Annotated in this window: 13 protein-coding genes; 4 read left to right on the plus strand and 9 right to left on the minus strand. The window is 35.4% G+C overall.

Annotated features, from left to right (window positions below; translation table 11 throughout):
* Positions 1-11: 11 nt before the first annotated feature.
* Positions 12-1,070 (minus strand): PTS sugar transporter subunit IIC, encoded by a 1,059-nt coding sequence (locus tag ACVRZD_RS00565; protein ID WP_037624558.1) that lies wholly within the window; start codon positions 1,068-1,070, stop codon positions 12-14.
* 192 nt (positions 1,071-1,262) lie between these two features.
* Between ACVRZD_RS00565 and ACVRZD_RS00570 the strand changes: the two genes are divergently transcribed.
* Positions 1,263-2,147 (plus strand): LysR family transcriptional regulator, encoded by an 885-nt coding sequence (locus tag ACVRZD_RS00570; protein ID WP_037624560.1) that lies wholly within the window; start codon positions 1,263-1,265, stop codon positions 2,145-2,147.
* A gap of 32 nt (positions 2,148-2,179) precedes the next feature.
* Here the strand turns inward: ACVRZD_RS00570 and topA are convergent, their stop codons facing one another.
* The 5 genes from topA to ylqF all read right to left on the minus strand — a co-directional run bounded on the left by topA (position 2,180) and on the right by ylqF (position 7,557).
* Entirely contained in the window at positions 2,180-4,315 is a 2,136-nt protein-coding gene (gene topA, locus ACVRZD_RS00575; RefSeq protein ID WP_037624562.1) for a type I DNA topoisomerase, read from the minus strand.
* Positions 4,316-4,413: 98 nt separating this feature from the next.
* Positions 4,414-5,259, minus strand: coding sequence for a DNA-processing protein DprA (gene dprA / locus ACVRZD_RS00580; protein ID WP_037624564.1), 846 nt, complete (start codon positions 5,257-5,259; stop codon positions 4,414-4,416).
* Positions 5,260-5,321: 62 nt separating this feature from the next.
* Positions 5,322-5,867, minus strand: a complete 546-nt coding sequence (locus ACVRZD_RS00585; RefSeq protein WP_447450162.1) for a sugar O-acetyltransferase — start codon at positions 5,865-5,867, stop codon at positions 5,322-5,324.
* A 72-nt stretch (positions 5,868-5,939) separates the two neighbouring features.
* Positions 5,940-6,719, minus strand: coding sequence for a ribonuclease HII (gene rnhB, locus ACVRZD_RS00590; RefSeq protein WP_447450163.1), 780 nt, complete (start codon positions 6,717-6,719; stop codon positions 5,940-5,942).
* Entirely contained in the window at positions 6,703-7,557 is an 855-nt protein-coding gene (gene ylqF, locus ACVRZD_RS00595) for a ribosome biogenesis GTPase YlqF (protein WP_037624569.1), read from the minus strand. The genes rnhB and ylqF overlap by 17 nt, the downstream gene beginning before the upstream one ends.
* Before the next feature lie 247 nt (positions 7,558-7,804).
* Here ylqF and ACVRZD_RS00600 point away from each other — a divergent pair, with 247 nt between their 5' ends.
* The 3 genes from ACVRZD_RS00600 to ACVRZD_RS00610 all read left to right on the plus strand — a co-directional run bounded on the left by ACVRZD_RS00600 (position 7,805) and on the right by ACVRZD_RS00610 (position 9,912).
* Entirely contained in the window at positions 7,805-8,263 is a 459-nt protein-coding gene (locus ACVRZD_RS00600) for a DUF1836 domain-containing protein (RefSeq protein ID WP_037624571.1), read from the plus strand.
* Positions 8,247-8,897 carry a PAQR family membrane homeostasis protein TrhA gene (gene trhA, locus ACVRZD_RS00605; protein WP_037624572.1) on the plus strand — a complete coding sequence of 217 codons (651 nt, stop codon included), beginning with the start codon at positions 8,247-8,249 and terminating at the stop codon, positions 8,895-8,897. Before ACVRZD_RS00600 ends, trhA begins: the two co-directional genes overlap by 17 nt.
* A 109-nt stretch (positions 8,898-9,006) precedes the next feature.
* A complete protein-coding gene (locus ACVRZD_RS00610; RefSeq protein ID WP_037624575.1) occupies positions 9,007-9,912 on the plus strand; it encodes a diacylglycerol/lipid kinase family protein in 906 nt (301 codons plus the stop codon).
* Positions 9,913-10,091: 179 nt separating this feature from the next.
* Here ACVRZD_RS00610 and ACVRZD_RS00615 read toward each other — a convergent pair whose 3' ends face one another.
* The 3 genes from ACVRZD_RS00615 to ACVRZD_RS00625 form a co-directional block, all read right to left on the minus strand.
* Positions 10,092-10,262, minus strand: coding sequence for a hypothetical protein (locus ACVRZD_RS00615; RefSeq protein ID WP_230588919.1), 171 nt, complete (start codon positions 10,260-10,262; stop codon positions 10,092-10,094).
* 7 nt (positions 10,263-10,269) lie between these two features.
* A complete protein-coding gene (locus ACVRZD_RS00620; RefSeq protein WP_447450164.1) occupies positions 10,270-10,599 on the minus strand; it encodes a hypothetical protein in 330 nt (109 codons plus the stop codon).
* A 217-nt stretch (positions 10,600-10,816) separates the two neighbouring features.
* Complete coding sequence (locus tag ACVRZD_RS00625; protein ID WP_037624577.1) at positions 10,817-12,361, minus strand: ABC-F family ATP-binding cassette domain-containing protein; 1,545 nt, start codon at positions 12,359-12,361, stop codon at positions 10,817-10,819.
* Between the last annotated feature and the right edge of the window lie 224 nt (positions 12,362-12,585).

Below are 12,585 nucleotides of genomic sequence, written 5' to 3' on the forward strand. Positions count from 1 at the left end.
ATTTCTCCTTACTAAATATCTAATTTATAGTCGTTAGGATCGATAACTTTTAATACTTTAATAAATAAATAGTTAAATGCAAAGCTCAATACAATTGGAGCTACTACAAAGACAATAACAACAATAAGAATGTTGGTAAATGACCAACCACCTTTAGCTAAGTTTAAAGCATTGATTGGACCAATCAGACCACTGATACCAAATCCAGCACTTGCAGGTGTACCTTGAATGTTAAATAATGCAGCTAAAACACCAAGTACAGCAGCTGAAGATAACATGGGTAACATAATAATTGGTTTAGCTAATACATTAGCCATTGAAATTTTGGGTGAACCAAGTACATGAGCTAATGCTGTACCTTTTGAGTTAACTGCCCAACCAGCCATACAAAGACCAAAGCTTGCTGCACAGATACCAAGATTGGCTGCTCCAGAGCCAATACCTGCTAAACTAATTGCTAAGGCAATACCAACAGTTGTAATTGGTGAAACAATAAGGAAACAGAAAATCATCGCAATCAAGATTGACATTAAAATTGGTTGTAAACCAAGTAATGAAGCCACAGCTTGACCAATCATCGCTGTAATCATTTTAACATATGGTAAAAGGGCACGTCCCATACCACCTATTAATAATAAAGTAACAGTTGGTACAACAATCAATGTAAATGATTTCGTTTTATCTGACAAGAATTGAATCAATAATACGCCAAGTGCTGCTGTAATACCCATATTAATGATGTCACCAGTACCTTGAAGCATAAATGCTCCTTTGACAAAATTGGCTGCACCACCAGCGAACATTACTGCTAAACCTAATGAAGCAGATTGAATAGGATTAAATTTAAAATTATTACCAACTAGCATCCCAATAACAAGCCCCATCATCGACGTGGCTAATCCTGCTGCAGCTATTAGGGTTCCAAAACCTGACCACATTGGTAAAAGAGCTTTCATTAATTCCCCTAATATAGCTCCAGGAATTAAAACGATGACGGTACCTAAAGCTAACCCGTTTAGTACATTCATTGTAAACGATCTAGCTGTCTGTTTTTTCATAACTTCTGACATAAGATGTCTCCTCTATAATTTATGTTTGTGATTTCACTAACAATATACATACTAACATAGTTTTTTTGATAATAGAACTAAGTAAAACTTATAGTGCTATAAGTTTTACTGTTATAAATCTTTACAATTCTAATATGAGCAATCATAATACTGATAAAATATGCTATACTAAAATTGAGAAAAGGAATTAACATGGATATCAGACAATTAACTTATTTTATTACAGTTGCTGAAACAAAAAACTATTCGCATGCTGCGAAGAGTTTATTTGTGACCCAACCAACATTATCCCAATCTATCAAAAAGCTCGAATCTGAATTAAACACAACTTTATTCTCTCAAAGTGGGCGCCAACTTCTCCTCACTGAAGCTGGAAAAATTCTCTATAAAAGAGGAAAATATCTCGTAACGGAATTCAATCAAATTGTAGATGAAATCCAATTACTTGGTCAGGAAAAGAAAGAGACCATCAGAATTGGTTTAACAGGACTCTTCGCTATTCAATTTATGAAGCAAATTTCAACGTTCATGGCAAAGCATTCAAATGTTGAAGTATCAATGATTCAGGATGGTTCTCGCAAGTTACAAGAACTGTTGTCTTTAGGAGAAATTGACATAGGGCTACTTTCATTTCCAAGTATCTATAACAATATTACAATCGAGCCCTTACAAACAACGACAAAAGGCTATCAAGTTAGTATAGTACTTCCAGAAAGTCATTCTTTAGCAAATAAGGAAAGTTTACGCTTAAGTGACTTAAAAAATTGTAAATTCGCCTCTTTATCAGAAAATTTTATGCTTGGTGAAATGCTACCGCGTCGTGCTAGAGCACTCGGATTTGAACCGGATATTGTCTTTAAACACGATGATTGGGAAGTTATCATTCATAGTTTAAAAAGTTTAAATGCTGTAGCAATCTTGGCCAGTGAATTTCAACCCCTAAGTCAAATCGAAGGATTGGTTTGGATACCTTTCCAAGATAAAAATGATTTTTACCCCATTGGGATTGCTTATAGAGATGACTACTCTTTTAGACCGATGGTTGAGGAGCTACTAGCAACGATTAAAACGAATTAAAAAAAGAATTTTAGGAAAAACTAAAATTCTTTTTATTTTACTTTTTCTTCTTTATAGTCACAGTTTTCATTGCTACAAATGACTTGCTTTCCACCACCACGGATTTTCTTCTCAACTAAATAATCTCCAGATTTTGGACAACTTCTGCCCACTGGAATGTCCCAAGAAGTAAACTCACATTCTGGATAACGATCACAGCCATAAAAGACACGATTACGCTTTGTCTTCCGTTCAATTACTTGGCCTTCTTTACAAATAGGACAAGTAACCCCGATTTCTTTTGTGATAGCTTTGGTATTACGACACTCAGGGAAATTACTACATGCATAGAATTTTCCAAATCGACCTAATTTAACAACCATTGGGTGACCACATAAGTCACAATCAAAGCCCGCTGGTTCATCTTTGATTTGGATTTTTTCAATCTCTTCTTCTGCCTTTACTAATTCCTTTGAAAATGGTTTGTAGAAATGGTCAATAACTGATTGCCACTCTACTTGACCTTCTTCAACCTGATCAAGTTCAAATTCCATACTTGCAGTAAACGCAACATCAACAATGTCAGGGAAGAATTCTACAATCAATTTGTTAACAATTTCTCCTAATTCAGTTGGCTCAAAGCGTTTGGCTGCTAACTTAACATAGTACCGTCTTTGAATAACTTCTAATGTTGGTGCATAGGTTGATGGTCGACCAACCCCGTTTTCCTCAAGCGTTTTAATTAGAGTTGCTTCAGAATAGCGTGCAGGAGGCTGAGTAAAATGTTGCTCTGGGGAAATAGAAGCTCGTTTTACAGTTTCTCCCTCAGACATTTCAGGCAACATCTTATTTTTATCAGAGTCATTGTAAACAGCCATATAACCATCAAACTTAATTTGACTACCGTTGGCAATAAAGGTGACCTTATTCTGCTCAAGAGTTACTTTAACAGTATCAAAGATAGCTGCTGTCATCTGACTAGCAACAAAACGATTCCAGATTAAAGTATATAACTTGAGCTGATCTTTATTTAAGAATTTAGCAATAGACTCTGGTGTGTGATTAACACTAGATGGTCTAATGGCTTCATGGGCATCTTGAGCACTACTTGCATTTTTGACACGACTGCTATGTTTAGAATAATGACTACCAAAACGACTACTGATAAATTGCGCAGCATCATTTTGTGCGGAAGGACTGATACGAGTTGAATCGGTACGCATATAGGTTATTAAACCTTGTGTCCCTTGGCTACCTAAATTAATTCCTTCATATAACTGTTGAGCAACCATCATTGTTTTACGAGTACGGAAGTTAATTTTATTAGCAGCATCTTGTTGCATTGATGATGTTGTATATGGCAATGGCGCATTCCGACGTCGTTCCTTTTTCTCAACTTTTTCTACTGAGAAATCATCATCTTTTAATCTAGAAAGAACCTCTTTGATATCATCATTTGTCTCTAACTTGACTTTCTTACCATCAACTCCATAAAATGAAGCTTGAAATTTTTTAGTTCCTTTTTTGAATAATCCATCAATAGTCCAATATTCTTCAGGTTTGAAAGCTTTGATTTCATTTTCGCGATCAATAATGAGCTTTAAGGCAACAGATTGAACACGTCCTGCAGATAACCCTTTTTTAACTTTTTTCCAAAGAATTGGGGAGATTGAGTAACCGACGATACGGTCTAAAACGCGTCTGGCTTGTTGTGAATCAACCAAATTCATGTCGACTTGACGAGGCTCAACAAAGGCGTTTTTCACGGCATCTTTTGTTATTTCGTTAAAGACAACACGGTTTTTATCTTCAGGATTCAGTCCTAAAATATGTGATAAGTGCCATGAAATAGCTTCTCCTTCACGGTCCGGGTCACTTGCCAAATAGACTTGTTTAGCATTTTTTGCTTCTTTTTTGAGAGAATTAATTAAAGGACCTTTACCACGAATATTGATATACTCTGGTTCATAGTTGTTTTCAAAATCAATGGACATTGAAGATTTTTTTAAATCACGAATATGTCCAACCGATGCAACTACCTTATAGTTACGCCCCAAATATTTTTCAATTGTTTTTGCTTTTGCAGGTGATTCTACGATGACTAAGTTCTTTTTGGGACTAGTCGTTTTTTTCTTACTGGTGGCTTTTTTACTAGCGGTTTTTGCCTTACTTGTAGTTTTCGTTACCAAATTGACACACTTCCTATAACTTATTGGTTAAAGCTTATAGAATAATATCCCATTTTTTTGGAACTGTCAATAAAAAAATTTATTATATAGAAGAAAGTTTAACTATTTTGATATTCTGATAAGATGTCTAGACCATTTGTTAGACATTTGGCACCGTCTTTGATCATCTGGTGACACCCTTCTGAATTATTATTGACAATCGTTCCTGGTATCGCAAAAATATCTCTTCCTTCATCCAGTGCAAACTTGCAAGTAATTAAACTTCCAGACCGTACTTTTGCTTCACAGACAATGATTCCTAATGATAGCCCTGCAATTATCCGATTCCGTTGTGGGAAATGATAAGCTAAGGGTGCTTCATTGGGGCCATACTCACTTAAGAGTAATTGGTTTTTAGCAATGTGCTTTTGTAAACGATGGTTTTCTTTGGGATAATAATTAGAGAGTCCTGAGCCAATTACTGCAATTGTCTTTCCACCATTTTTGATAGCTGCAAAATGAGCTGCCGTATCAATTCCTCTTGCTAAGCCACTGACAATGACAAATTTGCTGTTCAATTCTTCAATAATTTTATCAACGGCTTTAATACCATTATCACTTGCTTTACGTGACCCTACAACACCTAAAATCGGATGACTTAATAAATCCAAATCACCTTGATAAAATAAGAGAACAGGTGGATTATAGATTGATTTTAAGGAAGTAGGATAATTTTTGTCAAAAATTGAAACAGAAGGGAAAAGATTGAATTCTTTTTTTAATGAACAAATGTCCAAAGATTTATAATTTTCAATAAAAATAATTGGTTGTTTACATTCAGATACAAGGGCTATATTTCTTATAGACAGTTTTTTGCCATACTTCTCCTGATAAGCAATTATTTTTAAAATATGGTGATTTTCTAGACCAGCTTTTTTTAATTTATATAGTTCAAAATTATTCATAAAATACCTCTCACTATATTATTCGAAAAAAATAAAAAAATCCCTAAAAAATTTTTTAGGAATTATAATGATTTTATGATACGAGCAGGGTTACCTGCAATAACAATGTTATCTCCGAAAGATTTAGTAACGACACTACCAGCTCCAACGACAACATTATCTCCTAACGTAACGCCTGGTAGAATAGTTACACCACCACCAAGCCAAACATTATCACCAATGGTTATTGGGGCACCATACTCAAGTCCAGCAATTCTTTCCTCAGCATCAAGTGGATGCAAGGGCGTTAATAATTGACAATTCGGACCGAACATGGCATTCTTACCAACTCTAATTTCACAGACATCCAACATGGTCGTATTAAAATTAGCATAAAAATTGTCACCAAGATAAATATTTGACCCATAATCACAGGAAAAATTAGCTTCCATATAGATGTTTTCACCAGTTGAACCAAGCCACCCTTTCAAAAGTTGACTCCGTTTATCCCCATCAAGTTCATTATTAAAAAGTGTCATCAATTCCCGTTTTTTCTGACGCATGTCTTTCAAGTCAGCATCACCAGCATTATACATCTGACCGGCAATCATTTTTTCAAATTCTGTCATTAGATTTCTCCTCAGAGTAAGTTTACCAAAGCACTGTCTAGACAACTTCAGCTATCCTCTTAAAAACTAGTACTAAAGCATGGACTTAACAGGTTCAAAGGTTTGACGGTGAATCTCAGTCACACCCAAATTACGTAACCCTTCTAGATGCGTTTTTGTTCCATAACCTGCATTTTTGGCAAAATCGTAACCAGGATAAGCCTTATCGTAATCAGCCATCAAGCGATCGCGAGTAACCTTAGCAACAATTGAAGCTGCCGCTATAGACAAGGAATTAGCATCCCCTTTAATAATTGATTTTTGAGGAATAGAATTATCAAGTTGCATTGCATCAATCAAGAGAAAGTCAGGTTTCAAAACCTCGCCTTGTCCTTGTAAGTTATTAATAGCTGCTTGCATCGCTAATTTAGTAGCTTGATAGATATTGACCTCATCAATGACTTCATTGGTCATTAAACCAATCCCGATTGCCAAAGCCTGCTCGACAACCTGATTATAAATCGTTTCATGCTTAGATTTTGGTATCTTTTTTGAGTCATTTAATCCTGTAATTTTACAATTCTTAGGTAAAATGACACAGGCTGCGACAACTGGTCCAGCAAGTGGTCCACGACCAACTTCGTCGATACCAGCAATGGCTTGATAGCCCTGAGCATATAGAGCTTTTTCATAGCGTAACATATTCTCTAGGCGCTGGTCTTCATCAAGTATAGCCTGAATAGCCTTTTTTCTTGCCTCAGAGGCCTTCTTGACCCCTGCTCGGCTATCTGTATCAAAAGTAGCAAAGAGAGGGTTAGAGAGGTCATTTATGTCCTCTAATTGCTGTTTGATTTCTTTAATCGTCAAAGCCATCACTATCACCTACTTGATCAAGAGTAAAGACACCCAATTTTCCATCACGCACTTCTTTAACAAAAAGATTGTAAAATCGGTCATAATCATCTCTATAGCCAAGCTTTTTAGTCATTGTCATAATGATTTCTGGAGCCTCGTCTTCGAGGTTAATCCCTTTAAAACGGTCAAGCAAACGATTTGGATAGTGCTCTTTAAAGTAATTTAAACCAAAAATAGTCACTTCATCCATAGGTAGCAATTGATCTTTGATTGCACCTGTTAAAGCTAACTTAAGCCCAACTGTTTGGTCTTCAAATTTTGGCCAAAGTATCCCTGGCGTATCCAAAATTTCTAAATCTTTATTTGATTTTAACCACTGTTGACCCTTAGTAACCCCTGGTTTATTACCAACAACGGCAATCTTCTTACCCGCTAAACGGTTCATTAAGGTTGATTTCCCAGCATTTGGAATCCCGATAATCATTGTTCTTAGAGTTTCTTTTTGAATACCGCGGTCGCGTAATTTTTGAATTTTGTCTGCCATCAAGTCTTTTGCCGCATCAGTCACTTTTTTGACTGTTGATTGCTCTTTGGAATTGATGGCTAGTGTTTTAATGCCTTGCTTCTCGTAGAATTGACGCCACTCTTTTGTCATACTTTTATCAGCTAAATCTGCTTTATTCAAAATCATTAGTTTAGGTTTATCACCAACAATTTTGGTTAACATCGGATTTTGACTGGATAAAGGTAAGCGTGCATCAACTAAGATGGTCACAAAATCAACATGTTTAATATTTTCTTGTACTTGTCGTCTGGCTTTGGACATGTGTCCCGGGAACCATTGAATGATAGCCATGATAATTTCCTTTCAACTTAAATAGCATTTAAGTTCTGATCTATTTTGGAGTAAAATAGTGAGATACTGCTACCTCAATTACTACATACATAGTTTATTCTACCATTTTTTTAGTGATATTGCTTCAAAGTTGACAGATTTAAGAGATCAAGTCCCAAAAAACAGCTCGCTTTACATTTTTCTCTTGATTTATTTTTTCTATAATGTTAATATCTAGTTATCAAAATCAGATAAAGGAGTTTTTAAAATGGAATTTCCAATACTACCAAAATGGGAGCAATTACCAGAACTTGATCTCTACTTAGATCAATTATTACTTTATACCAATAAGATGACGCATTTTAATCATTCTAGTATCCAAAAAGAAATTACTGCATCGATGATTAATAATTATGTCAAACATGGCTATTTGGCCAAACCCATTAAAAAGAAATATCAAAGGCAACAAGTTGCAAGGCTGATAGCAGTCACCATTCTAAAAAATGCCTTTCCGATTCAAACAATTGCTCACGTTCTAAGTAGCTTACAATCAGAGACAAATTCACAAAGTCTGTATGATACTTTTGTAGATTATTGGAATGATGACATCACAGATGAGACTCCAGAAATAATCATTGCAGCCTGTCAAACTGTTAAATGTTATTTTCAAACCTTGCAACTTATTGATAGCGATCAGGAGGTAACGGCTAATGAATCAAACCTTTAAACAAAGTCTCCAATTAACTTTCGGTGAGGAAGTTGCCAACGCCACTACTCATGCTGTTGGTTCAGTTATTATGCTTGTCCTTCTTCCTATCACTGCTATTTATTCCTATCAAACTTATCATTTGAAGGCAGCTGTCGGCGCATCAATTTTTGTCATAAGTCTTTTTTTGATGTTTTTGTCATCGGCAATCTACCATTCCATGTCCTATGGCTCACCTCAAAAATATGTCCTCCGTATTATTGACCACAGTATGATTTATATCGCTATTGCTGGTTCTTATACCCCAGTTGCACTATCATTAGTTGGTGGTTGGCTAGGCTATACGATAATCAGTTTACAATGGGGCATTACCATTTTTGGGATTCTCTACAAGATTTTCGCAAAAAATATCAACGAAAAATTTAGTTTATCCTTATACCTTATTATGGGTTGGCTGATCGTCTTTATCTTACCAATCCTCATTCAAAAAACAGGCTTAGTATTTGGTATTCTCATGCTTTTAGGAGGTCTATCTTATACAATTGGCGCAGCTTTCTATGCCAAAAAGAAACCCTACAATCATATGATTTGGCATTTGTTTATCCTCCTAGCTTCCGCTTTACAGTATATAGCAATTGTTTATTATATGCTCTAGGGAAGAATTAATCCATCACTTCTTAAAAAGGTTGGTCAGTTGGCTAACCTCTTTAATGTCTTTCAAAACAATTAGTGGTATAATAAGGACAATTAGAAAAGAGGAACAAATGACAAGTGTTGCAATATTCTTTAATCCTAAGTCAGGTAAAAAAAACGATTTATTAGCTAGTCAGGTCAAGAAATCATTAATTGAAAAAGGTATTTCATCTTCTGACATTAGCATTGTTATTCCTAGAACAATTGACGAATCTTTTTTATTAGCTCAAGCCGCCTCCCAAAATGGTGTTGATTGGATTATTCCCCTTGGTGGGGATGGCACGATTAATAAAGTTATCTCCGGAGTCTATGAGGGTGGTTCGCATTCAGCAATAGGACTTATTCCATCTGGTACTGTTAATAATTTTGCTAAAGCTCTTGGGATTCCATTAGACTACCAAGCAGCTATTGATAATCTATTTGAAGGGCAAGAAAAGGCTGTTGATATTTGTCGTGTAAACAACAATTATATGATTAGCAGTTTAACCTTAGGTCTTTTAGCTGATATTGCTGCTAATGTTACATCCGAGAGTAAACGACGCTTAGGGCCATTGGCATTTTTGAAAGATGGTTGGCGTATTCTTAGACGAAATAGAACGTATTCAATCATTATTGATGATCAGAAAACCGCCTATAAGAGCCAGCTTAAATTTCTCTTGATAACAATGACAAATACCATCGCTGGGATGCCATCTTTTTCCCCTGATGCAGCAATTGATGATGGTTGTTTTCAAGTCTATACGATGAAAAAAGTCTCTTTTTTCAAATTTTTACGGCATCGAAAAGAGTTTTATCGAGGTGATTTTTCAAAAGCAAAGGAAATTAGACATTTTAGTGCCAAGACACTTAGACTAGAACCCGTCAATTCACATCGACCATTTAATCCTCGGACACGAGTAGATGGTGATAAAAGTAGCCGCCTACCAATCCAATTAACTGTGTTAAATAAGGCAATTCGTGTTATTATTCCAAAATAAAAGAGGCTAACTGGCCTCTTTTTGTGTCTTATCATATATCTTGTTCGGTTTATCAAGTCGAACAAGGAGTCATTTGTTAACTATCACCCTTTCTAATTCGCAGACGTCAATACTCTTTTTATCAAAGAGATAAATTTATCCGTAAACAGCGATACCGACTAATATAATGAATTGTCTTATCAAAATAGTTTTTTTATACGAGCAATATTAGCCTGTAACTCTTTCACTCGATCATTAACAGCCTCAGTAAGGTGTCTTTTATCAGATTGTGGTAGCGTCAAATAGGATACAACTGCCGCAATCGTTCCAGTTAATAGACCGATCAGTAGCCCTGACTTTTTGTTTTTCATAATATCCCTACTTCATTTTACGATCATTTAATATTTTTTTAGATAACTTAACCACTGGAACTAATAGGATAAGTAATTGAAAGACATCTTTAAAATCAACTTTATTTTTTTTATTTGCATTGACTGGTTCTGGTGTTCTCATTTTCTTAAACATAACTTTTCTCCTTGCTTCATCTTCTTTGCGAATCTCATCTTTTTTATGCTCAACTTTTTCTTTAATCTTTTCAGGTAATGGTTTGTTTTCAGCTACTTGGATAGTTGCAAAAGTCCCTAGAGATTTTTTTGCATAGTCAGCTACATGATCTACAACTTCATCAATTTTTTCTTGAGATAACATGACTTTTCCCTCCTAGAAATAGTTTACATTCACTCCATCGGGCCCAGTGAATACTAGACTAAATAAGACATATTATTACTCTGTGACCAGAGTTTAATTGGTTCATAAAAGTGACAACACGTTATTTAATTTATATTGTCATTATAGTATTTTCTTTTTTAATGGTCAAGTTAAACGCACAAAAACCTAGAAATATTTTCTAGGTTTTTAGTTATTCTTAAGTTAATTGATTAAAGTCCCAAACATCTGAAACCCAACCTTCATAGAATTCTGGTTCGTGACAGACCATTAATATTGACCCTTTGTAAGCTTGTAAAGCACGACGTAGTTCATCTTTTGCATCGACATCCAAATGATTGGTTGGCTCATCTAGAACTAAAACATTGTTTTCTCTGTTCATTAATAGACAAAATCTAACCTTTGCTTGTTCCCCACCTGATAAGACTTGAATCTGACTCTCAATATGTTTAGAGGTTAAGCCACATCTTGCTAAGGCAGCCCGTACTTCAGCTTGATTTAACGCAGGGAATGCGTCCCAAACTGCTTCAAGTGGGGTTTGGCGATTTCCGCCAGCAACTTCTTGTTCAAAGTAACCTAATTCAATAAAGTCACCACGTTCAACATCACCTGAAAGGGGCTGGATTAATCCTAGAAGACTTTTAAGCAAGGTAGACTTACCAATACCATTTGCTCCAGTAATGGCAATTTTTTGATTACGTTCAAAGTTCAATGTCAAAGGATTTTTAGTTAATGGGCGATCATAACCAATAACTAAATCACGCGCTTGAAAAATAAATCGACTTGGTGTTCTAGATTCTTTAAATTCAAAACTTGGCTTAGGTTTTTCAGCCTGTAATTCAATGATATCCATTTTATCAAGTTTCTTTTGCCTTGACATAGCCATGTTTCTAGTGGCGACTCGGGCTTTGTTTCTATTAACGAAATCTTGTAAATCAGCAATTTCTTTTTGTTGACGCTCATAGGCAGCTTCTAATTGTGATTTTTTCATTTCATAAACATCTTTAAATTGATAATAATCACCTGAGTAACGAACAAGGTCTTGACTTTCCACATGATAAACAATGTTAATCACATCGTTTAAGAATGGTATATCATGAGAAATTAAAACAAAAGCATTCTCATAGTTTTGGAGATAGCGTTTCAACCAATCAATGTGTTCAGCATCCAAATAGTTGGTTGGTTCATCTAATAGTAAAATATCTGGTTTTTCTAAAAGTAACTTAGCCAATAAAATTTTTGTTCGTTGACCACCGGATAGTTCTGTCACATCAGAATCCATGCCAAAATCCATGACACCAAGAGCGCGAGCCACTTCGTCAATTTTTGCATCAAGAATATAAAAATCGCGAGATTCAAGGCGGTCTTGAAGTTCACCAACTTCTTCCATCAAAGCATCAACATCAGCTCCCTCATCAGCCATCGTCATATAAATATCATTGATTCTAGCTTCAGTTTTAAAGAGTTCATCAAATGCTGTCCGTAAGACATCACGAACAGTTTGTCCTGGTTCAAGGACGGTATGTTGATCAAGGTAACCAGCTGTGACATATTTAGACCACTCAACTTTTCCCTCATCAGGAATTAAATGACCGGTTACAATACTCATAAAGGTCGATTTACCTTCACCATTAGCCCCAACTAGTCCAATATGTTCACCTTTTAATAGTCTGAAAGAGACATTTTCAAATATCGCACGGTCACCAAAACCGTGACTTAAATTTTTTACTTCTAAGATACTCATACATTCGTCAACCCTGATTAGATCAAAGTTCTTTCCTTTCACAAATCGCAGAGCTATAAACTTTCGCCCTAACTCATCAAAAAAGCCGTTTCTACGGCAATTACATATAGTCATTATGGCAAATTAGCAGAGCTTTGTCAATCTATGAACTTAAGTCAAATGATGATCAGTTAAGTGTTGCTTAGCGTCATTTTTTAGGATAAAATATAATCAAATCTGTATGG

The organism is Streptococcus hongkongensis, assembly GCF_053206145.1.